The sequence below is a fragment of the Bradyrhizobium ivorense genome, from assembly GCF_900696085.1.
GTDB lineage: Bacteria > Pseudomonadota > Alphaproteobacteria > Rhizobiales > Xanthobacteraceae > Bradyrhizobium > Bradyrhizobium ivorense.
Map to the genome: position 1 here is coordinate 1,061,508 of NZ_CAADFC020000016.1, position 20,963 is coordinate 1,082,470.

Genomic DNA, 20,963 nt, shown 5'->3' on the forward strand with positions numbered 1-20,963 from the left:
ACGCGATGCTCAAAATTCGCCCGCTTTGCCGCAATTTTCCCGATTTTGTTAACCGGCCGCACCGATACTCCCGCGCCGGGAAACACTGGGGAAAGTGCACGGGGGCACGGGGGCAATGGCGTTTCGGTTCAAGCTCGGCAAACCAAGTTTCAAGAGCATCCGCGTTCCGCAGATGGGCGTGCGCGGCAGCCTGTTCGCGGCGTTTGCCGTGATCGCCGGCATGGCGCTGATCATCAGCGCCGGCGCCGGTTGGGTGCTGCACCAACTCGGCGGCACCATGACCGATCTCAGCGGCCGCGACATTCCGCGGCTTGCCGCGAGCCTGCAGCTGTCGGCGCAGAGCGCCGCGCTCGCCGCCCAAGGCCCCGGCCTGCTCGCGGTGCAGAGCGAGGACGCGCTCACCGAGCGCACCAAGAAGGTGCAGGAGGTCGCGCAGCTGACCAACGCCAAGCTCGGCGAGATCATCGAGCTCGGCGCCGACAAAGCCGTGGTCGGCGCGCTGAAGGAGAACGTCAAGAACACCGACGACGCCACCAAGAGCCTGATCTCGGCGGCGCGCGAACGGCTCGACGTCAGCGCGCTGCGCGACAAGCAGTACAACGCGCTGCGCAAGGCCCAGGCCGCCTTCGTCGGCGCCGCCAGCCCCGCGATGCTCGACGCGCAGACCCGGCTCAACGCCATCCTCGGCTCAGCCGAAGTCTCCGCCGATGACGCCACCGAAGCGGCCCGCACCGTCGGCCAGATCAGCAACGTGCTCTCGGCCGGCAATCTGATGGCCGCCGACATGACCGCGGCGCTGTCCGCCACCTCGAGCGAGACGCTGGATGCGATCGAGGCCGAGTTCAAGGCCGGGCGCGAGCGCGTCAAGTCCAACCTCGAGGACCTGCCGAAGAATCCAGCGATCGTCGCGGTGCGCGACAGCGCGGAAAAACTGCTGGCGCTCGGCGAAGGCAAGACCGGCGTGTTCAAGATCCGCCAGAAGGAGCTCGACTCGATCGACTACGGCCAGACCATTCTGGACGAGACCCGCAAGCTCAACATCGGGCTCGGCATCAGCGTGCAGCAGCTGGTCGACGCCGTGCAGAAGGAGACCGACTCGTCGACCTTCCAGGCGCGGCAGCAGATCGCGTTCGCCACCATGGTGATGATCGGCCTCGGCGCGCTGACCCTGGTCGGCTCGTTCCTGTTCGTCTGGCTCTATGTCGGGCGCAACATCCTGCGCCGCATCCGCGGCCTGCAGCGCTCGATGCAGCTGTTGTCCGACGGCGACCTCGACACCGAGATCCCGCACAGCCGCCAGCGCGACGAGATCGCGGTCATGGCCGACGCGCTGCAGGTGTTCCGCGAGAGCATGATCGAGGGCCGCGAGCTCACCGCGAGCCAGAACCAGGACCGCATCGCCAAGGCCGAGCGCGCCTCGCGCATGGAGACGCAGATCGCCGAGTTCGAATCCACCGTCCGCAGCGCGCTCGGCAGCCTGCAGAGCTCGGCGAACTCGATGCAGTCGACCGCACAGAGCATGTCGGCGACCGCCGACCAGTCCAGCGCGCTGGTCAGCGCCGTCGCCTCGGCGGCCGAGGAGACCTCGGTCAATGTGCAGACCGTGTCGGCCGGCACCGAGGAATTGTCGTCGTCGATCTCGGAGATCGGCCGCCAGGTCGTGACCTCGGCGGAGATCGCGCGCAAGGCGGTGGAGGAAGCGCGGGCGACCGACACCACGATGCAGGGCCTTGCCGACAACGCCGCGCGGATCAGCGTCGTGGTCGATCTGATCCAGACCATCGCCTCGCAGACCAATCTGCTGGCGCTCAACGCCACCATCGAGGCGGCGCGCGCCGGCGAAGCCGGTCGCGGCTTTGCCGTGGTCGCCTCCGAGGTGAAGAATTTGGCGAGCCAGACCGCCAAGGCGACGGAAGAAATCCGCCAGCAGATCGTCAGCATGCAGGAGGTCACGACCTCGGCGGTCTCAGCGATCCGCAACATCTCGAGCACGATCGGCGAGATCAACGACGTCACCACCGCGATCGCGGCCGCGGTCGAGGAGCAGGGCGCGGCGACCCGCGAGATCGCCCGCAACATCCAGCACGCCGCCGGCGGCACCAGCGAGGTGTCGAGCAACATCATCGGCGTCTCGACCGCCTCGACCGAGGCCGGCGCCGCCGCGACCGAGGTCCTGAGCGCCTCCGACGCGCTGCGCCGCGAGGCCGACGTGTTGCGCTCGGAGATCGACGGGTTCTTGTCGAATATCAGGGCGGCCTGACGCACGTCGTTCCGGGGCTCCAACCTCCCCTTGCAAAGGGGAGGTCGCTTTGCTCGTGAGCAAAGCGGGTGGGGATCTGGTCTCTCCGCCGACACTGTCGCCCGTGGCCGACCCCCCATCCCGACCTTCCCCCTTTCAGGGGGAAGGAGAAGAAAGTGCAGCGCTGCGCTTCATCCGGGCCCCGGGATCGCCTCCAACCTCCCCTTGAAAAGGGGAGGTCGCTTTGCTCGTCAGAGCAAAGCGGGTGGGGATCTCTCCGCCGACACTGTCGCCCGTGGCCGCCCCCCCATCCGACCTTCCCCCTTTCAGGGGGAAGGGGAAGAAAGCGCTGCGCTTCATCCGGGCTGCGGAATTCCCGCTCTTCTCCGCATCCGCATCCTGATTTTTCGGCTGGCGCGGCAGCCGATGTACCGCTAAGCCGGTAGCATGCATTCGAAGACCGACGGCCTGCCCTCCTCGGCGGAGGCATTGAGATACCCCTGGGAGAACCATCCCGGCCCCGACCAGGTCGTGGAGGTGGCGCCCGGCGTGCTGTGGGCGCGGCTGAAACTGCCGTTCCGCCTCAACCATGTGAACGTCTATCTGCTCGCCGACGGCGACGGCTGGACCATGGTGGATGCCGGCTTCGGCAATGAGGAATCGATCGCGGCCTGGACCACGCTGTTCGAGGGGTCGCTGAAGCACGTCAAGGTCACCCGCCTGATCGTGACCCATTCGCACCCCGACCATGTCGGGCTCGCGGGCTGGATCACCGAGCGCTTCGGCTGTCCGCTGTTCATGTCGCAGGTCGAATATCTGCAGTCGGTCTATCACCAGAACCGCGGCACCGAGGAGCGGCGCAACGCGCAGCGGCTGTTCTTCCGCCGTCACGGCATGGACGAGGACCTGACCGAAAAGCTGCTCGGCCGCGGCCAGGACTATCTGAAGCGGGTCTCGGTGCTGCCGCCGTCCTATCACCGCCTCACCCATGGCGACGAGGTCGTGATCGGCACGCGGCGCTTCAAGGTGATCACCGGCGGCGGTCACGCGCTCGACCAGGTGATGCTGTATTGCGCGGCCGACAAGCTGTTCCTGTCCGCCGACCAGGTGCTGAGCAAGATCTCGCCCAATGTCAGCGTCTGGGCGGTCGAGCCCGAGCAGAATTCGCTCGGCGAATACCTCGCCTCGCTGGCCAGCCTCACCACCACGCTGCCCTATGACGTGATGGTGCTGCCCGGCCATGGCGTGCCGTTCTACGGGCTGAAGACGCGGATCAAGCAGCTCGCCGATCACCACGAGGAGCGTTGCCGGCTGATCGCCGAGGCCTGCCGCGAGGTGCCGCAGACCTCCAAGGAACTGGTACCGGTGGTGTTCCACAAGCACGTGCTGGACGAGCACCAGATGGGTTTCGCCTCCGGCGAGCTGGTCGCCCATGTCAACTACATGCTGGTCGAGGGCCGCCTGACGGCGGAGACCGCCGACGGCGTGCTGCGCTTCAGGACGACCTGAGCGCGTCACGGCCCGCCGGCCGGTCCGGGTCCGAATCAAGCAAGATCCCCGCAGCTAGGGCAATTTGACCACCTGCGGCGCATGCCCAGATGTGAGCCAATGCATAGACATTAGAGCTGGAAAAGCTCTAAGTAAGGCCTTCAGTGCCCGGTCAGGTTCCGTTTGTGGGTTCGCCGATGGATTACAACCAGTTCTTCAATGCCGCCCTCACCCGCCTGCATGATGAGCGGCGCTACCGCGTGTTCGCCGATCTCGAGCGGATCGCCGGCCGCTTCCCGCACGCCACCTGGCACTCGCCGAAGGGCCAGCGCAATGTCGTGATCTGGTGCTCCAACGACTATCTCGGCATGGGCCAGCACCCAAAGGTGGTCGGCGCCATGGTCGAGACCGCGACCCGGGTCGGCACCGGCGCCGGCGGCACCCGCAACATCGCGGGCACCCATCATCCGCTGGTGCAGCTCGAGGCGGAGCTCGCCGACCTCCACGGCAAGGAAGCCTCGCTGCTCTTCACGTCCGGCTATGTCTCGAACCAGACCGGCATCTCGACCATCGCAAAACTGATTCCGAACTGCCTGATCCTGTCGGATGCGCTGAACCACAATTCGATGATCGAGGGCGTGCGCCAGGCCGGCTGCGACCGCCTGATCTTCCGCCACAACGACGTCGCGCATCTCGAAGAGCTGCTGATCGCCGCCGGTCCCGACCGGCCGAAGCTGATCGTCTGCGAGAGCCTCTATTCGATGGACGGCGATGTCGCGCCGCTCGCCAAGATCTGCGATCTCGCCGAGAAATACGGCGCCATGACCTATGTCGACGAGGTTCACGCGGTCGGCATGTACGGCCCGCGCGGCGGCGGCATTGCCGAGCGCGACGGCGTGATGCACCGGATCGACATCCTCGAGGGCACGCTTGCGAAGGCGTTCGGCTGCCTCGGCGGCTACATTGCCGCCAAGCGCGAGATCATCGACGCCGTGCGCTCCTATGCCCCGGGCTTCATCTTCACCACCGCGCTGCCGCCGGCGATCTGCTCGGCCGCAACCGCGGCGATCCGCCATCTGAAAACCTCGAACTGGGAGCGCGAGCGCCACCAGGACCGCGCCGCCCGCACCAAGGCGATCCTGACCGCCGCCGGCCTGCCGGTGATGTCGAGCGACACCCACATCGTGCCGCTGTTCGTCGGCGACCCCGAGAAGTGCAAGCGCGCCTCCGACCTGCTGCTCGAGGAGCACGGCATCTACATCCAGCCGATCAACTATCCGACCGTCGCCAAGGGCACCGAGCGGCTGCGCATCACCCCCTCGCCGTACCACGAGGACGGCCTGATCGACGCGCTGGCCGAGGCCCTGCTGCAGGTCTGGGACCGGCTCGGCCTGCCGCTGCACCGGAAATCGCTGGCCGCCGAGTAACCCTGTCCGTTCCTGCCCCCCGAAATCGGGCCGGTCGTGCGATGCGCGGCCGGCCCTTTGGGTTTATAGTCCCGTGACCTGGCCCTCCCCCGGCCGGGAAGGGAGATGAGCAGCGATGCTGCACGACTGGGGCGTAATCGCCACGGCGTTCGCCTACATCGGATTGTTGTTCTTCGTCGCGAGCCGCGGCGACCGGATGCCGCCCGGCGAGCGCGGCCTTGCCAGCCAGTGGATCTATCCGCTGTCGCTGGCGATTTACTGCACCTCCTGGACCTTCTTCGGATCGGTCGGCTTCGCCACCCGCACCAGCATCGACTTCCTCGCGATCTATGTCGGCCCGATCCTGATGATCGGGCTGTGCACGCCGCTGCTGCGCCGGGTGATCGCGCTCGCCAAGTCGCAGAACATCACCTCGATCGCCGATTTCATCGCCGCGCGCTACGGCAAGAGCCAGGCGGTGGCCGCGACGGTGGCGCTGATCGCGATCATCGGCTCGGTGCCCTACATCGCGCTGCAGCTGAAGGCGATCGCCTCGTCGCTGGAGGTGATCCTGAGCGAGGACCAGGCGTTCTCGAGGATCCCGATCATCGGCGATATCGCGCTGATGGTGACCTTGGCGATGGCCGTGTTCGCGGTGCTGTTCGGCACCCGCCACACCGACGCGACCGAGCACCAGCACGGCCTGATCCTGGCGATCGCGGCCGAATCGATCGTCAAGCTGGTCGCCTTCATCGCCGCCGGCGCCTTCGTCACCTTCTGGATGTTCTCGCCCGGCGAGCTCTACGAGCGCGCCCTGAAGACGCCGGAAGCGGTGCGCGCCATCGAATATGTGCCGTCGGTCGGCAATTTCCTGATCATGACGCTGCTGTCGTTCTGCGCCATCATGCTGCTGCCGCGCCAGTTCCACGTCAGCGTCGTGGAGAATTCGACCAGCGCCGACGTCAACCGGGCGCGCTGGCTGTTCCCGCTCTACCTCGTCGTCATCAACCTGTTCGTGATTCCGATCGCGATCGCGGGCCTCGTGATCTTCCCGTTCGGCGCCGTCGATGCCGACATGTTCGTGCTGGCGCTGCCGATCGAGGGTAATTCGCAGCTGCTCAGCCTTGCCGTATTCGTCGGCGGCCTGTCGGCCGGCACCGCGATGGTGATCGTCGAATGCGTCGCGCTGTCGATCATGGTCTCCAACGACATCGTGCTGCCGCTGGTGCTGCCGCGCAGCGACGATGCCCGGGTCGGCCACAAGGACTTTGGCGACTTCCTGCTGAAGGCGCGCCGGTTCTCGATCTTCGCCATCATGGTGATGGCGTATTTCTACTATCGCGCGCTCGGCAACACCCAGCTGGTCTCGATCGGCCTGCTCTCCTTTGCCGCGATCAGCCAGCTGGCGCCGGCGTTCTTCGGCGGTCTGTTCTGGCGCCGCGCCACCGCGCGCGGCGCCATCGCCGGCATGCTGATCGGCTTTGCGACCTGGCTCTACACGCTGTTCATTCCGAGCTTCCTGGAAACCTCGACCGCCGGGCTGATGCTGTTGCAGCACGGGCCGTTCGGCATCGACGCGCTGCGGCCGCAGGCGCTGTTCGGCGCCGATCTGCCGCCGCTCCTGCACGGCGTGCTGTGGAGCCTCTCGCTCAACATGCTGACCTATGTCGTGTTCTCGCTGGCGCGCGCCCCGTCGTCGATCGAGCTGTTGCAGGCCGACCTGTTCGTGCCCAACGAGCTGGCGCCGATCGCCCCCAGCTTCCGGCGCTGGCGCACCACCGTGACGGTGCAGGACATCCAGAGCACGGTGACGCAATATCTCGGTCCCGACCGCACACGGGAGGCGTTCGCATCGTTCGCCGCCGATCGCAACATCGCGCTCGATCCACAGGCGCCGGCCGATTTCGAATTGCTGCAGCACGCCGAGCGGTTGATCGCCTCCTCGATCGGGGCGGCGTCCTCGCGCCTCGTGATGTCGCTATTGCTGCAGCGGCGCACCGTGTCGGCCAAGGCCGCGCTGAAGCTGCTCGACGATTCCCACGCCGCGCTGCATTTCAACCGCGAGATCCTGCAGACCGCGCTCAACCATGTGCGGCAGGGCATCGCGGTGTTCGATCCCGACCTGCAGCTGATCTGCTCCAACCGTCAGTTCTCCGAGCTGCTGGCGCTGCCGCCGCATCTGGTACAGCTCGGCATCCCCTTACCCGAGATCCTCGAATTCATGGGCGCGGTCAGCCCGCCGCCGGCCGGCGACAGCGACAGCCTGCTGCAGCTCAGGCTGCGCGCCTACACCACCGAGGGCGAACCCTATCTGGAACGCTTCATCGACCGCCACCAGGTGATCGAGGTGCGCGCCAACCGGATGCCGGGCGGCGGCCTCGTCATCACCTTCTCCGACGTCACGCCGAGCTTCGAGGCCGCCGAGGCGCTGGAGCGCGCCAACGCGACGCTGGAGAAACGGGTGCGCGACCGCACCGAGGAGCTGACCCGGCTGAACTCCGAGCTCGCGCTCGCCAAGGGCATCGCGGAAGACGCCAACGCCTCCAAGACGCGCTTCCTGGCCGCGGCCAGCCACGACATCCTGCAGCCGCTCAATGCGGCGCGGCTCTATGTCACGAGTCTGGTCGAGCGCCAGAACGGCGGCGAGGATTCCCGCCTGGTCGAGAACATCGACGATTCGCTCGAGGCGATCGAGGACATCCTGGGCGCGCTGCTCGACATCTCGAGGCTCGATGCCGGCGCCATGACGCCGGCGATCACCAGCTTCCGGATGGCCGACCTGATGCGGTCGCTGGAGATCGAGTTCATGCCGATCGCCCGCGACAAGGGTCTCGATCTGCGCTTCGTGCCCTGCTCGCTGCCGGTCGAGTCCGACCGTTCGCTGCTGCGCCGGCTGATGCAGAACTTCATCTCGAATGCGATCAAATACACCCCGCGCGGCCGCGTGCTGATCGGCTGCCGCCGCCATGGCAAGCAGCTCCAGATCAGCGTCTACGACACCGGCGTCGGCATTCCCGTGCAGAAGCGCGGCGAGATCTTCAAGGAATTCCATCGGCTCGAGCAGGGCGCGCGGATCGCGCGCGGTCTCGGCCTTGGGCTCTCGATCGTCGAGCGGCTGGCGCGCGTGCTCAACCACCGCATTGCGATCTCGGCCAATGACAGCGGCGGCTCGGCGTTCTCGGTCACGGTGCCGATCGCAACCGCGGTCAACCATACCGCGGCCGTCACCACCGCCACCCCGGTGTCGAAGACCCCGATGAGCGGCGCGCTGATCGTCTGCATCGAGAACGACCCCGCCATCCTTGACGGCATGAGGACGCTGCTCACGGCATGGGATGCCGAGGTGATCGCGGTGACCGATGCCGACGCCGCCATCACCGCGATCGAGGCCGCCGACGGCCGCGTCACCGGCGTGCTGGTCGACTACCATCTCGACCGCGGCAACGGCGTCGCCGCGATCCGCGAGATCCGCCGCCGCTTCGGCGACAACATTCCGGCGATCCTGATCACCGCCGACCGCAGCCCGGCGGTGCGCAGCGCCGCCCGCGAGGAAAACATCGCGGTGCTGAACAAGCCGGTCAAGCCGGCCTCGCTGCGCGCTTTGCTCGGACAGTGGCGGACGCAGCAGATGGTGGCAGCGGAGTAGCGCGATCAGGCGTGCGGGATCTTCATTCCGTCATCCTGAGGCGGCCGCTTCTTCAGCGGCCCTCGAAGGATCGACGGCCACCAGCCGGGCCGTGCATCCGTCGAGGCTCGCCTAAGAGGCGAGCACCTCAGGATGACGGAATGAAGTTTGACCGGTGGTCTCTAAGTCGTCGGCGTGCCCTGGCGCCATTGACCGCCGGCGATCTTGGCGGCGGCGATCACAGCCTGGGTGCGGCTTTCGACGCCGAGCTTCTGCAGGATGGCCGAGACATGCGCCTTGATGGTCGCCTCGGAGACGCCGAGCTCATAGGCGATCTGCTTGTTGAGCAGCCCCTCCGACAGCATCATCAACACGCGCACCTGTTGCGGGGTCAGCGTCACCAGGCGGTCGCGCAGCCGCGTCATGTCGGGATCGCCGGCAGCCGAGAGATCGGTGTCCGGCGGAACCCAGACGTCGCCTTCCATCACCTTCATGATGGCGTCGCGCAGCGTCTCGACGCCGAAGCGCTTTGGAATGAAACCGGAGGCGCCGAAGTCGAGCGAGCGGCGGATGGTTCCGGCATCGTCGCTGGCGGAGACGATCACCACCGGGATCGCCGGATACTGCGCGCGCAGATAGATCAGTCCGGAGAAGCCGCTGATCCCCGGCATCGTCAGGTCGAGCAGAATCAGGTCGACCTCGGAGTCCCGTTCGAGCAGCGCGGTGAGATCCTCGAACGATCCGGCCTCGCTGATCGTGGCCGAACTCACGACACTCGACACCGCCTGGCGCAACGCATCACGGAACAGCGGATGGTCGTCAGCGATGACAAGATGAGTATTGGCAACAGCAGTCATCTCAGTCCCATTAGCGGGTTTTGACAAACCCGCGAAGTCCTTTGTCACCCAGGCGGGAATACCACGCAAGCGCCTGGTAATGCCACATGCCAACGCGGTTAACCCGCCGAACTTGTGCGCCGCAATAGACGCTTCCGCCGGCGCTCCATCCCATTCGCACTCCTGGCGATAAGACCTGGCGATAAGACCAAGTGTGCAACGGCCAAAAGTCTTATTGGGGCAGGTTTCACTGCGATGTTACCTTTCCGCGAGTCCCCATATCCGATCCGGCCTGCCGGACGTGTGGGAAGAGGAAAAGCACTGGGGAGCAAACGAATGACGATAGCTGCGACTGCGGGCGGAAACGTCCGTACACGTGGAATGACCGGCGAAGAGAGAAAGGTCATCTTTGCCTCCTCGCTCGGGACCGTGTTCGAGTGGTACGACTTCTACATTTACGGAACGCTTGGCGCCTTTCTGGCGAAATACTTCTTCTCGAACGTACCCCCAAATGTCGGCTTCATTTTCGCGCTGCTGGCATTCGCCGCAGGCTTCGCGGTGCGCCCGTTCGGTGCGCTGATTTTCGGCCGCCTCGGCGACATGATCGGTCGCAAATATACGTTCCTCGTCACGATGACCCTCATGGGCATCGGCACCTTCTTCATCGGCTTGCTTCCGGGCTATGACAGCTGGGGCATTGCCGCGCCCGTCGTGCTGATCGGGTTGCGCCTGGTCCAGGGCCTTGCGCTCGGCGGCGAGTATGGCGGCGCCGCCACTTACGTTGCGGAACATGCTCCGCAAAACAAGCGCGGCTACTACACGTCCTGGATCCAGACCACGGCAACGCTCGGCCTGTTCATGGCCCTGCTGCTCATTCTGGGCATCCGGACCTGGATGGGCGAGGCCGCATTCGGTGACTGGGGCTGGCGCGTGCCGTTCCTGCTCTCGGGCATCCTGCTGATCGTCTCGATCTGGATTCGACTGAGCCTGAACGAGTCGCCGGTCTTCCAGCGGATGAAGGAAGAGGGCAAGACGTCGAAGCGGCCCCTCACCGAATCGTTTGCCGAGTGGTCCAACGCCAAGGTCGCGATCTTCGCGCTGCTCGGCGCCACGGCCGGTGAGGCCGTCGTCTGGTACGGCGGACAGTTTTATGCACTGTTCTTCCTGACCCAGACCATCAAGGTCCCCGCCGTCACCGCACAGATCATGATCGTGGTGGCGCTGGCACTGGGAACGCCCGGCTTCATCCTGTTCGGCTGGCTCTCCGACAAGATTGGTCGCAAGCCGATCATTCTGGCCGGCTTCCTGCTCGCGGCGCTGACCTACTTCCCGATCTTCAAGGGCATCACTCACTTCGCCAACCCGAAGCTCGAAACCGCATTGGCGTCCTCCCCGGTGACTGTCATCGCCGACCCGAACGAGTGCTCGTTCCAGTTCAAGGCGACCGGCACCGAGAAATTCACCACAAGCTGCGACGTGGCCAAGTCCGCGCTCGTGAACCTGTCGGTGAACTACACCAATGAAGCCGCGCCTGCCGGCACCAAGGCCAAGGTCAAGATCGGCGATCAGACGCTTGCAGCCGACAGCCCGGATTTCGCAAAGGCGCTGCCGGCGGCAATCACGAAGCACGGCTATCCGGCGTCGGCCGATCCGAACGAGATCAACACCGTGATGACGACGGTGCTGCTCTGGATCCTCGTGATCTACGTAACCCTCGTCTACGCACCGATCGCGGCATGGCTGGTCGAGTTGTTCCCGAGCCGCATCCGCTACAGCAGCATGTCGCTGCCCTACCACATCGGCAACGGCTGGTTCGGAGGCTTCCTGCCGGCCACCGCGTTCGCGATCGCGGCGGCCACCGGCGACATCTATTCGGGCCTCTGGTACCCGGTCGGCGTCGCCCTGATGAGCCTCGTGATCGGCTTCCTGTTCCTGCCGGAAACCAAGGACGTCGACATTACCAAGACCTGATCGCAAGAGCCGATCAGTCGACATCACCATCGAAAATGCATCGGCCGCGGAGCGATCCGCGGCCGATGTTATTTGGAAGCGCGATCGAACGCGTCAGCGCGTCGCGCCGATGAACTGCAGCACGATCTCCCGGCTGTGCTGGCGCGCGCGGTGCTCGATCAGATAGATGCCCTGCCAGGTGCCGAGCGCCATCGCGCCGTCGAGCACCGGGATCTGCAGCGAGGTCGCCGTCAGCATGGTCTTGATGTGCGCCGGCATGTCGTCGGGGCCCTCGGCGTCGTGACGCCAGCCGCCGTCCTCGGGCGCGGCGCGATCGAGCGCCGTCATCAGGTCGGCCAGCACCGTGGGATCGGCATTTTCCTGGATCGTCAGCGACGCCGAGGTGTGACGGATGAACAGGCTCACCGCGCCCTCACCGGCGCGCGCCTCGCGCAGGAATTTTGCGACCTCGCGCGTGATGTCGGTAAACCCGGCGCCCGCGGTCTGCACCGTCAGCCGCGACGAGACGATGCTGGTTGCAGCGACGGAAGACGGCGCCGAGTGTGACATTGTTTTCGCCGAGTTCATCTGCACTCTCTCAACACGTCGTCCCGGCCAAAGCCGCGGCAGCGCCACATCAAATCTTGCCGCCGTTGACGTCGCGCTGCACCCGGTTGGCCATCTCGATCAGCCGCCGCCAGGCACGCTCCAGGAACGACATCATGCGGTCCATGTCGCGGTCGCTCGGCAGCGGGATCTCGATCTTGCGCTCGCTCTCGGCGGTCTTCGGCTCCGCCTTCTTGAGCTGGTCCGATTTCGGCAACGCCTCGTCGGTTTTGCCGGAGACGGCGGGCCCGCGCGCCGCGAGCTCGGTCTTCAGCCGGTCGTTGTCGGCCTGCAGGCGGCCGATCTCGGCATCCAGCGCCGCACGCTCGTCGGGCACCAGATAGCAGGCCCAGCCGGCGCGGGAGCTGGTGCAGGTCGACACTGCGCCGGTGCGGGTGTCGAGCCGCAGAAAACCATCGCCTGCAGGAGACAGCGCATAGCGGCCGTTCTCGGTGTCGGGTGTCGCTTGCGCGCGCGCCGCACCGCCGACAGTCAGGACGGTGGCCGCAATCGCGATGGACAGTTTCAAGGGCGACGTCGCTATCGGCATGACTTGCTCCGCCTCTACCAATCAGGCCCCTAACTATCAGAGCTATAGGGCTTGCGACCTGACTTCAACGCGTCTTCGAGCAATTCGATCCGGTCCTGGCCCCAGAATACTTCGCCGTCGAGCACATAGCCCGGCGAGCCGAACACGTCCGCAGTCAGCGCATCCTGCCGGTTCTGCTCATAGGCGGCGTCGATCGCCTCGCTCGCCGAGCGCGCCACGAGCTGCTGGCCGGGCAGACCGGCATCGTCGGCAAGCTGCACCAGCACCGCTGGATCGGCGAGGTTGAGCTGTTGCTCCCAGACCGCGGGATAGGCCCGTTGCAGATAGGGCTCGACGTCGAGGCCGGCCTCGAGCGCCGCGATCACGACGCCATCGGCCAGCCGCGGATTGAACGGCCAGTTGGCCGGCTGGAGGTGGAAATTCAGCCCACGCTTGTCGCGCCAGCGCTGCAGCTCGATCATCCGGTAGCGCTGCCGCACCGGATGGCGCTTGGCGAGCGGCAGCCCGCCGGTCTCCATGAACAGATCGATCAGCAGCACCGGGCGGTAATTTACCTTGAGATCGTAAGTGCTTACGAGTGCAAGGAACGGCTTGTGGCCGATATACGCCCATGGCGATTGCAGCGAGAAATAGTAGTCGACCTGGCGCGGCATATGGACTTCCCGGCTGCACGTGGAACGGGTGGGCTTCGAGCATCCCACATCGCTTCATTGTATCCCAGCTGCTGCAGTGCGATCACTGCGTCACTCTGACCTTGAATATCTCCAGATAAATCCAGCAAAATCAAAGCAATAGCTGGTTACGACGCAATCTTGACTTGATTAGACGCGGTCAGTATGGTCCGCGCGGCTTTCGACGGGGACGGGCGTAATTTCCATCATCCGCGGCATCGGTTAGTGTTTGCAGCATGGCTGAAAACACCAACGAAGACGCAGGTGGAAATCGCGATCAATCGTCTCCTGACGAAGCTGCGCTTTCCGCAAGGCTCGGAAGTCTCGATCATCGGTTGTCTGAAATTCGCGACAGCCGCAGGAGCAAGACTGATCAACCCGGTACTGAAGGCGGGGACAGTGCGGCCAGAGCTTCGGCGATGGCGCTCGGTTTTCGTCTTTCGTCGGAGCTGATCGCGGGCGTTGCCGTCGGAGCGGCGATTGGCTGGGGAGTCGACCGTTGGCTGTCGACGTCGCCATTCGGCTTCATCGTGTTCATGCTGCTCGGCTTCGTCGCCGGCGTGGTCAACGTGGTGAGGTCTGCTGGCAGGGCCTCGGGCAAGCGTTGAGCGCCGGCGGGAAGTCACGACATTTGAAATTCGATTACCGGCACGACGGCCGGTGGACCAAGAGCCGCGCGGATGAAAATCGACCCGATCCACCAGTTCAATATCGAGCCCCTCTTCACGCTCGGTCATATCGGCAATCACACGATCGCCTTCACCAACTCGTCGCTCTACATGTTCATCGCGGTGCTGCTGATCGCGCTGCTGATGCTGGCGAGCGGCCGTGAGCTGATTCCGGGGCGGCTGCAGTCGGTCGCCGAGATCTCCTACGAGTTCGTCGCCACCACGATTCGCAGCACGGCCGGCGCGGAGGGCATGAAGTTCTTCCCGCTGATCTTCTCGATCTTCATGTTCATCTGCGTCTCGAACCTGGTGGGCATCATTCCCTACACCTTCACGGTTGCGAGCCATCTGATCGTCACCGCCGCGCTGGCGCTCCTGGTGTTCTTCACCGTGCTGATCTACGGCCTCTACAAGAACGGCGTGAAATTCTTCAAGATCTTCGTGCCGTCCGGCGTTCCGATCTACATCCTGCCGCTGGTGATGTTCATCGAGGTGCTGTCGTTCTTCCTGCGGCCGGTTTCGCACAGCGTGCGTCTGTTCGCCAACATGCTGGCCGGCCACATTGCGCTGAAGGTGTTCGCGGGCTTCGTCGCGATGCTCGGCTTCTCGCTGGGCGCGCTCGGCTGGTTCGGCGGCGTGCTGCCGCTGGCACTCACGGTTGCGCTCCAGGCGCTGGAACTGCTGGTCGCGTTCCTGCAGGCCTATGTGTTCGCGATCCTGACCTGCATCTATCTCAACGACGCCATTCATCCGGGACACTAAGCGGTCCGGGGAATCTCCACCCACCAATCTGTCTATCTTTCCTCAAGGAGCTACATATGGAACCGGCAGCAGCAAAACTTATCGGCGCGGGCATCGCGTGCATCGGCATGGGCGGTGCGGGCGTTGGCGTGGGCATTATCTTCGGCAACTACCTTGCTGCTGCGGTGCGCAACCCGTCGGCCGCTCAGGGCCAGTTCGGCAACCTGATCTTCGGCTTCGCCGTGACCGAAGCGCTCGGCATCTTCTCGCTGCTGATCGCGCTGCTCCTGCTGTTCGTTCCGCTCTGAGCGGCACCCCGGTTCCGCTCTGCGGTAACCCGGTTCCGCTTTGCGGTAACCCCTTCGCGCCGCCCAAAATCGTTCCAAGGATCGTTCCAAGGGCGGCGCGCATGACAGCAACAGGAGAACACCATGGCTGAGAGTCATGGCGAGGCAAAAGGCCAGAAAGCCGGTGCCCACACCGAGGCCGATGGCGGACATCACGGCGGAACCTTTCCGCCGTTCGATTCCACCTATTACGCCTCGCAACTGGTGTCGCTGGCGATTGCGTTCGTCGCGCTCTATCTGATCGTGTCGAAAATCGCACTGCCGCGCGTCGGCGGTGCCATCGATGCACGGCAGAACAAGATCGAGGGCGACCTGGCCGATGCGCAGAAGCTGAAGGACGAGTCCGACGCTGCGCTGAAGGCCTATGAGAGCGAACTGGCCAATGCACGCTCCCGCGCGCAGGCGATCGGCAACGAGACCCGCGAGAAGCTGAACGCGGCCTCCGAAGCCGAACGCAAGGCGCTGGAGGAGAAACTGGCGGCCAAGCTCGCCGACGCCGAGAAGCAGATCGCAACGACCCGGACGAACGCCATGAGCAACGTCCGCGGCATCGCGGCGGATGCGGCCGGCGCCATCGTCCGGCAGCTGTCCGGCGTGACGCCGGATGCGAACGCAGTCGGCAGCGCCGTCGACGCGACGCTGAAGGGATAGACGGATGTTCTACGAACCGGAAACCTGGGTCGCGATCGCCTTCATCATCCTGATGGTCGTGTTCGCCTATCTCGGCGTCCATCGCACGCTGCTCACCGCGCTCGACCACCGTGCCGAGCGCATCAAGGCCGAACTCGACGACGCCCGCCGTCTGAAGGAAGAGGCCGCCAAGCTGCTCGGCGACTACAAAGCCCGCCGGGCCAGCGCCGAGCGCGAGGCCGAGGAGATCATCTCCAGCGCCAAGGCCGAGGCCGAACGGATCGCGGCCGAGGCCAAGACCCGGATGGAAGAGTTTGTTACGCGGCGGACCAAGACCGCCGAGAGCAAGATCGCCCAGGCCGAGGCCCAGGCCGTGGCCGACGTCCGCGCCGCGGCCGCCAACGCCGCGGTCGCCGCCGCCTCGACCATCCTGTCGCAACAGGTCAAGGGCTCGGTCGCCGACGACCTGCTCAACAAGGGCATCGCCGAAGTCCGTTCCAAGCTGAACTGACGCGACACCGATCTAACGACAAAGGCCGGCGCGAGACGATCGCGCCGGCCTTTTCGTTTGTCCCGTCTTTCTTTCGAATGGTTGCGATCCCGTTATGGTCGCACGCCGGATGTTGCCGCTACTTCTTCCTCGGACGGGCTTTGGGCTCGCCCTTCAAGGCCTGCGGGTCGAAGCCGATATAGAAGACATAGGCGTCGTTCTCGGCCGCCGACGGCGCGGGATAGACGACGTCCTCGGCGACCAGGCTGAACGGCACGCTGCCGCTCTCGTCGATCTGCACCGTGGTCGTGTAAGCCTTGGTCGCGATGGTCTTCTCGCCGACGCCGCCGCGCACCACGGCGACGCGCAGCGGCACTTCGACCGACGGCGGCGCGCCCGAGGGACCGACGATCACCCGGCCCTGAATCCCGATCTTGGCGGTGATCTCGCCGTTGTTCAGGCTGCACTGCCGCGCGGTGCGCGTGATCGAGGCCAGGAACTTGAGATCATTGCCGACCGGCTGCTTGCCGGGCGCCGCCACCGAATAGGTCGATGCGCCGGCCCGGATCTGCACCGGCGGACAGGTCAGCTCGGCATCGCTGTCATCGAGCTGCCGCGGCGCCGCCGGCGCGGCAGCCGGCTTGTCGGAATCCGACGAACCGCCGCCGAACAGGCTCTTGAAGCGGTCGCTCAGGGACTGCGCCGAGCTCGCCTGTGGCAGCAGGGCCGCGCCGAGACCAACCGATACCGCCGCCGCGATCGCGAGCCTGATCACCCTGTCACCCATGCGATATCCCAAAGCCTCCAAGCAAAGTTCCTTGTTTCAAGGGGCGCCTTATAGCAAGGCAATGACGGCGAACCCAAGGCGCCGGGCGGCCGCCGCCGTCAGCCAATAGGCGAAGGTCAGCCGCGAAAATCCTCATGCAGCAGCCCGAACAGCAGGTGGTCCTGCCAGATCCCGTTGATGCAGAGATAGCGCCGCGCCAGCCCCTCGCGGGTGAAGCCGCACTTCTCCAGCACGCGGATCGACGGGCCGTTGGAGGGAATGCAGGCCGCCTCGATGCGATGCAGATTGAGTTCGCCGAACAGCGACGGCAGCAACACCCGCAGCGCCGTCGTCATGTAGCCGCGATCGGCGTGGGGCTGACCGACCCAGTAGCCGATGGTTCCGGCCTGCACGATGCCGCGGCGGACATTGGCGAGCGTGATGCCGCCGATCATCATCCCGTCCGATTCGCGGAAGATGATGAACGGATAGGAGCGGTCGGCCGCGATGTCCTCGGTGTAGCGGCGCAGGCGGCGGCGGAAGCCCGAGCGGGTCAGGTCGTCGGAGGGCCAGATCGGCTCCCATGGCGTGAGATAGCCGCGGCTGAATTCGCGAAGCTGCGCCCATTGCGGGAAATCCGACATCTGCGGCGCGCGCAGCAACAACCCGTGACCGCGCGGCATCAATGCAGCCGGTCCACTGGAAGGCAAACGAAACAGGGCCATGGCCCACTACTCCCCGCCTATTGATCCCTCGCCCCGCATATGCAGGGAGAAGGTCGGGGTGAGGGGCTCCATCCACGAGCGAGCCGATCGTTGGGACCTGTACCCCTTCACCCGGATTGCTTCGCAATCCGACCTCTCCCCGCAGGCGGGGAGAGGTGAACTATATCTCCTAATGCAGCAGCGTCTTTGCCTTTGACTGGGTCAATCCTTCCGCAAAAGACACCGCCGTGTCCAGACCTCTTCCACTGCCGAGCGCCACAACGGCCGGGCGGCTGCGCGACAGCAGCGCGCGGGCGGCATTGCGGCTCGATTCGACGCTGACCGCATCGATTCGCGCCACCAGTTCCTCCACCGTCTGCGGCCGCCCATAGGCTAGCACATGGCGTGCCAATTGTTCGGCCCGGGATGAGCAGCTCTCCAGCGCCATCAACAGGCCGGCCTTCATCTGCGCCTTGGCGCGGGCGACCTCGGCCTCGGTCAGGGTCTCCACGGCGTCGTTGATGACATCGACGATCACTTCCATCATCTCGGGCGCGTCGGCCGGATCGGTCCCGGTATAGAGGCCGAAGAAGCCGGTGTCGGTGTAGGGCGCGTGGAAGGTATAGATCGAGTAGCACAGGCCGCGCTTCTCGCGCACCTCCTGGAACAGCCGCGACGACATCCCGCCGCCGAGCGTGTTGGTGAAGACCTGCAGTGAGAACAGCGACGGGTCGGTCTGCGGCACGCCCTCGAGCGCCAGCGTCAGATGCGCCTGTTCGAGCTCGCGATGCACGACCTTGGAACCGCCCTTGCCGAACATCGCCGCCTGCGGCTTCGGTGCCGGCGTGGCGTCGAAGCTGGCAAATTTCTGGGTGACGTCCTCGACGATGCGCTTGTGGTCGACGGCACCGGCGGCGGCGACCACCATGTCGGGCGCGCGGTAATGCGTCGAGAGATAGCCGCGCAGCATGTCGCGGTTGAAGGCCTTCAGGGTCTTGGCGGTGCCGAGCAGCGAACGGCCCATCGGCTGGTCCGGATAGCAGAGCTCGTTGAGATGCTCGAACACGACGTCATCGGGGGTGTCCTGCGCCGCGCCGATCTCCTGCACGATCACGCCCTTCTCGCGCTCGAGCTCGTCGGGCACGAAGGACGGATTGGCAAGAATGTCGGACAGCACGTCGAGCGCCAGCGGCACGTCCGCCTTCATCACCCGCGCATAATAGGCCGTGGTCTCGGTCGAGGTGCCGGCGTTGAGGTCGCCGCCGACCGCCTCGATCTCCTCGACGATCTCGCGCGAGGAACGCCGCGTGGTGCCCTTGAACGCCATATGTTCCAGCAGATGCGAGATGCCGTGCTCGTTCGGCTTCTCGTCGCGACCGCCGACGCCGGCCCAGACGCCGAGCGCCGCGGTTTCCAGATGCGGCATGGTGTCGGTGACGATGGTCAGCCCGCTCGGCAGTTTTGTGATCTCGACGCTCATCCGATGGCTCCCTGCTTGGCGGCGCGGCTGACCGACAGCACGAAGCGCTCGATCTCGGCGGAATCGTTCTTCATCACAGTCATATGTTCCGATTTGGCCATCAGGCCGCCGAGCCAGGCCGGCAGCTGCGGGCGCACCCCGCAGGCAGCCTCGACCGCGTCGGGGAATTTCGCCGCATGCGCGGTCGACAGCACGATGTTGGGAATCTTCGAGTCGGACGTATCGCGGTCGGCGACCGCGAGCGCCACCGCGGTGTGCGGATCGACCAGATCGCCGGCCTCGCGCCAGGCGGCGCGGATCGCCGCCGCGGTCTCGGTCTCGTCGGCACGGCTGGCGTCGAAATCGCACCGCACGGCAGCCAGCGTCGCATCCGGCAGCACGAAGCGGCCGGACTGCTTCAGCGAGGCCATCAGGCGGCGGACCTGGTCGGCGTCGCGGCCGCTGGCCTCGAACAGCAGCCGCTCGAAATTCGAGGACACCTGGATGTCCATCGACGGCGACGTCGTCGCATGCACCTCGCGCACCTCGTAGATGCCGGTCTTCAACGTGCGCGGCAGGATGTCGTTGACGTTGGCGGCAATGCGCAGCCAGCGGATCGGCAGCCCCATCCGTTTTGCCACGTAGCCGGCGAAGATGTCGCCGAAATTGCCAGTGGGCACCGTGAAATCGACAGTCCGCTGCGGCGCGCCGAGCGCGACCGCCGAGGTGAAGTAGTAGACCACCTGCGCCACGATGCGCGCCCAGTTGATCGAGTTGACGCCGGACAGCGCGACGGTGTCGCGGAAGCGATGGTTGTTGAACATCGCCTTCACCAGCGCCTGGCAATCGTCGAACGTGCCTTCGACCGCCAGCGCATGGACGTTGGCGGCGCCGGTCGTCGTCATCATCCGGCGCTGCACGTCGGAGATGCGCCCGTTCGGGAACAGCACGACGAGGTCGACATTGTCGAGATTGGCAAAGGCTTCCACCGCGGCGCCGCCGGTGTCGCCGGAGGTCGCGACCACGATGGTGGTGCGCTGGGCACGCTTGGCCAGCACGTGATCCATCAGCCGCGAGATCAACTGCATCGCGACGTCCTTGAACGCCAGCGTCGGCCCGTGGAACAGCTCGAGCAAGAATTGGTTCGGCCCGGCCTGGTCGAGCGGCACCACCGCGGGATGGCGGAACGTGGCATAGGCCTCGTTCGCCATGCGGCCGAGCTCGGCATCGGAAATCTCGCCGGCCACAAACGGGCGGATCACCTCGACCGCGACTTCCCAATAGGGCCGGCCGAACAGCGCGGCGATCTGTTCGGGCGACAGCTGCGGCCAGGTCTCGGGCACGTAGAGCCCGCCGTCGCGGGCCAGCCCGGTCAGCATCACATCGCAAAAGCCCAGCTGAGGGGCTTCACCCCTGGTCGAAATATACCGCGTCAAACCGCCCTCCAAAGGCTTCGATCCGAGCCTTAAGCCTTTGATATCATGGAAGTATCTCGCACGCCTCCGGGCGTGCCGAACGGTCACCATAGAAGATCGGACCAGCAAAGGGTAGCCCGAAGCGTGCGTCCCGGGGTCGCTTGAGGTGGTGTTGAAGCATCGGTTCGGTGCGGCGGGGCGCATCGCTCCCCTCCACGTCGTCCGTCCTGGCCTGCGCCGGGACGACGCTGAGGGTGTGGCGCGGTCAAGGTCCCACGCCGTCATTGCGAGGCGCGAAGCGACGAAGCAATCCATCGCTCCGCATATGCTGCTCGATGGATTGCTTCGCGGAGCCTGTCATCGGGCGCGCGT

Annotated in this window: 18 protein-coding genes; 10 read left to right on the forward strand and 8 right to left on the reverse strand. The window is 65.5% G+C overall.

Going from position 1 to position 20,963, the window contains the following annotated elements; genetic code table 11:
* Positions 1-115: 115 nt before the first annotated feature.
* The 4 genes from CI41S_RS24900 (at position 116) to CI41S_RS24915 (ending at position 8,779) form a co-directional block, all read left to right on the forward strand.
* Positions 116-2,260 carry a methyl-accepting chemotaxis protein gene (locus tag CI41S_RS24900; protein WP_139861971.1) on the forward strand — a complete coding sequence of 715 codons (2,145 nt, stop codon included), beginning with the start codon at positions 116-118 and terminating at the stop codon, positions 2,258-2,260.
* Positions 2,261-2,686: 426 nt separating this feature from the next.
* The gene (locus tag CI41S_RS24905) at positions 2,687-3,748 is read left to right on the forward strand and encodes an MBL fold metallo-hydrolase (protein ID WP_139861972.1); all 1,062 of its coding nucleotides are present in this window, start codon (positions 2,687-2,689) and stop codon (positions 3,746-3,748) included.
* 176 nt (positions 3,749-3,924) lie between these two features.
* On the forward strand, positions 3,925-5,154 hold the full coding sequence (gene hemA / locus CI41S_RS24910; protein WP_139486878.1) for a 5-aminolevulinate synthase: 1,230 nt from the start codon (positions 3,925-3,927) through the stop codon (positions 5,152-5,154).
* Positions 5,155-5,269: 115 nt separating this feature from the next.
* Complete coding sequence (locus tag CI41S_RS24915; protein ID WP_139861973.1) at positions 5,270-8,779, forward strand: PAS domain-containing hybrid sensor histidine kinase/response regulator; 3,510 nt, start codon at positions 5,270-5,272, stop codon at positions 8,777-8,779.
* Positions 8,780-8,940: 161 nt separating this feature from the next.
* On the opposite strand, the gene CI41S_RS24920 is transcribed toward CI41S_RS24915, so the two are convergent.
* Positions 8,941-9,615 carry a response regulator gene (locus CI41S_RS24920; protein WP_139486876.1) on the reverse strand — a complete coding sequence of 225 codons (675 nt, stop codon included), beginning with the start codon at positions 9,613-9,615 and terminating at the stop codon, positions 8,941-8,943.
* Between the two features lie 315 nt (positions 9,616-9,930).
* Between CI41S_RS24920 and CI41S_RS24925 the strand changes: the two genes are divergently transcribed.
* On the forward strand, positions 9,931-11,565 hold the full coding sequence (locus CI41S_RS24925) for an MFS transporter (RefSeq protein WP_210242700.1): 1,635 nt from the start codon (positions 9,931-9,933) through the stop codon (positions 11,563-11,565).
* A gap of 93 nt (positions 11,566-11,658) precedes the next feature.
* Here the strand turns inward: CI41S_RS24925 and CI41S_RS24930 are convergent, their stop codons facing one another.
* From CI41S_RS24930 to CI41S_RS24940, 3 genes are read right to left on the reverse strand one after another with little or no spacing between them, the layout of a single operon-like run.
* Positions 11,659-12,132: a secondary thiamine-phosphate synthase enzyme YjbQ gene (locus CI41S_RS24930; protein ID WP_139861974.1), complete on the reverse strand. Its 474-nt coding sequence runs from the start codon at positions 12,130-12,132 to the stop codon at positions 11,659-11,661.
* Between the two features lie 49 nt (positions 12,133-12,181).
* The gene (locus CI41S_RS24935) at positions 12,182-12,700 is read right to left on the reverse strand and encodes a hypothetical protein (RefSeq protein WP_139861975.1); all 519 of its coding nucleotides are present in this window, start codon (positions 12,698-12,700) and stop codon (positions 12,182-12,184) included.
* A gap of 29 nt (positions 12,701-12,729) precedes the next feature.
* Complete coding sequence (locus CI41S_RS24940; RefSeq protein WP_139486873.1) at positions 12,730-13,353, reverse strand: 2-hydroxychromene-2-carboxylate isomerase; 624 nt, start codon at positions 13,351-13,353, stop codon at positions 12,730-12,732.
* Positions 13,354-13,607: 254 nt separating this feature from the next.
* Here CI41S_RS24940 and CI41S_RS24945 point away from each other — a divergent pair, with 254 nt between their 5' ends.
* The 5 genes from CI41S_RS24945 to CI41S_RS24965 all read left to right on the forward strand — a co-directional run bounded on the left by CI41S_RS24945 (position 13,608) and on the right by CI41S_RS24965 (position 16,268).
* Entirely contained in the window at positions 13,608-13,979 is a 372-nt protein-coding gene (locus CI41S_RS24945) for an AtpZ/AtpI family protein (protein ID WP_139486872.1), read from the forward strand.
* A 72-nt stretch (positions 13,980-14,051) separates the two neighbouring features.
* The gene (locus CI41S_RS24950; protein WP_139861976.1) at positions 14,052-14,801 is read left to right on the forward strand and encodes a F0F1 ATP synthase subunit A; all 750 of its coding nucleotides are present in this window, start codon (positions 14,052-14,054) and stop codon (positions 14,799-14,801) included.
* A 56-nt stretch (positions 14,802-14,857) separates the two neighbouring features.
* The gene (locus CI41S_RS24955; RefSeq protein ID WP_016847054.1) at positions 14,858-15,088 is read left to right on the forward strand and encodes a F0F1 ATP synthase subunit C; all 231 of its coding nucleotides are present in this window, start codon (positions 14,858-14,860) and stop codon (positions 15,086-15,088) included.
* Between the two features lie 123 nt (positions 15,089-15,211).
* Entirely contained in the window at positions 15,212-15,778 is a 567-nt protein-coding gene (locus CI41S_RS24960; protein WP_139861977.1) for a F0F1 ATP synthase subunit B, read from the forward strand.
* Positions 15,779-15,782: 4 nt separating this feature from the next.
* Positions 15,783-16,268, forward strand: a complete 486-nt coding sequence (locus CI41S_RS24965; protein ID WP_139861978.1) for a F0F1 ATP synthase subunit B family protein — start codon at positions 15,783-15,785, stop codon at positions 16,266-16,268.
* Between the two features lie 118 nt (positions 16,269-16,386).
* Here the strand turns inward: CI41S_RS24965 and CI41S_RS24970 are convergent, their stop codons facing one another.
* The 4 genes from CI41S_RS24970 to thrC all read right to left on the reverse strand — a co-directional run bounded on the left by CI41S_RS24970 (position 16,387) and on the right by thrC (position 20,612).
* Positions 16,387-17,034 (reverse strand): hypothetical protein, encoded by a 648-nt coding sequence (locus CI41S_RS24970; protein WP_139486868.1) that lies wholly within the window; start codon positions 17,032-17,034, stop codon positions 16,387-16,389.
* Positions 17,035-17,150: 116 nt separating this feature from the next.
* On the reverse strand, positions 17,151-17,738 hold the full coding sequence (locus CI41S_RS24975; RefSeq protein ID WP_139486867.1) for a GNAT family N-acetyltransferase: 588 nt from the start codon (positions 17,736-17,738) through the stop codon (positions 17,151-17,153).
* A gap of 169 nt (positions 17,739-17,907) precedes the next feature.
* Positions 17,908-19,197: a M16 family metallopeptidase gene (locus tag CI41S_RS24980; RefSeq protein WP_139861979.1), complete on the reverse strand. Its 1,290-nt coding sequence runs from the start codon at positions 19,195-19,197 to the stop codon at positions 17,908-17,910.
* Complete coding sequence (gene thrC, locus CI41S_RS24985; protein ID WP_172628181.1) at positions 19,194-20,612, reverse strand: threonine synthase; 1,419 nt, start codon at positions 20,610-20,612, stop codon at positions 19,194-19,196. Before thrC ends, CI41S_RS24980 begins: the two co-directional genes overlap by 4 nt.
* Positions 20,613-20,963 lie beyond the last annotated feature (351 nt).

Excerpts from the sequence above, each read along its gene's own strand:
- CI41S_RS24915 (WP_139861973.1), top strand. The coding sequence starts at position 5,270 with ATGCTGCACGACTGGGGCGTAATCGCCACGGCGTTCGCCTACATCGGA.
- CI41S_RS24900 (WP_139861971.1), top strand. The coding sequence starts at position 116 with ATGGCGTTTCGGTTCAAGCTCGGCAAACCAAGTTTCAAGAGCATCCGC.
- hemA (WP_139486878.1), top strand. The coding sequence starts at position 3,925 with ATGGATTACAACCAGTTCTTCAATGCCGCCCTCACCCGCCTGCATGAT.
- CI41S_RS24960 (WP_139861977.1), top strand. The coding sequence starts at position 15,212 with ATGGCTGAGAGTCATGGCGAGGCAAAAGGCCAGAAAGCCGGTGCCCAC.
- CI41S_RS24980 (WP_139861979.1), bottom strand. The coding sequence starts at position 19,197 with ATGAGCGTCGAGATCACAAAACTGCCGAGCGGGCTGACCATCGTCACC.
- CI41S_RS24920 (WP_139486876.1), bottom strand. The coding sequence starts at position 9,615 with ATGACTGCTGTTGCCAATACTCATCTTGTCATCGCTGACGACCATCCG.
- CI41S_RS24965 (WP_139861978.1), top strand. The coding sequence starts at position 15,783 with ATGTTCTACGAACCGGAAACCTGGGTCGCGATCGCCTTCATCATCCTG.
- CI41S_RS24950 (WP_139861976.1), top strand. The coding sequence starts at position 14,052 with ATGAAAATCGACCCGATCCACCAGTTCAATATCGAGCCCCTCTTCACG.
- CI41S_RS24945 (WP_139486872.1), top strand. The coding sequence starts at position 13,608 with ATGGCTGAAAACACCAACGAAGACGCAGGTGGAAATCGCGATCAATCG.
- CI41S_RS24955 (WP_016847054.1), top strand. The coding sequence starts at position 14,858 with ATGGAACCGGCAGCAGCAAAACTTATCGGCGCGGGCATCGCGTGCATC.
- CI41S_RS24975 (WP_139486867.1), bottom strand. The coding sequence starts at position 17,738 with ATGGCCCTGTTTCGTTTGCCTTCCAGTGGACCGGCTGCATTGATGCCG.
- CI41S_RS24970 (WP_139486868.1), bottom strand. The coding sequence starts at position 17,034 with ATGGGTGACAGGGTGATCAGGCTCGCGATCGCGGCGGCGGTATCGGTT.
- CI41S_RS24925 (WP_210242700.1), top strand. The coding sequence starts at position 9,931 with ATGACGATAGCTGCGACTGCGGGCGGAAACGTCCGTACACGTGGAATG.
- CI41S_RS24935 (WP_139861975.1), bottom strand. The coding sequence starts at position 12,700 with ATGCCGATAGCGACGTCGCCCTTGAAACTGTCCATCGCGATTGCGGCC.
- CI41S_RS24930 (WP_139861974.1), bottom strand. The coding sequence starts at position 12,132 with ATGAACTCGGCGAAAACAATGTCACACTCGGCGCCGTCTTCCGTCGCT.
- CI41S_RS24905 (WP_139861972.1), top strand. The coding sequence starts at position 2,687 with ATGCATTCGAAGACCGACGGCCTGCCCTCCTCGGCGGAGGCATTGAGA.
- CI41S_RS24940 (WP_139486873.1), bottom strand. The coding sequence starts at position 13,353 with ATGCCGCGCCAGGTCGACTACTATTTCTCGCTGCAATCGCCATGGGCG.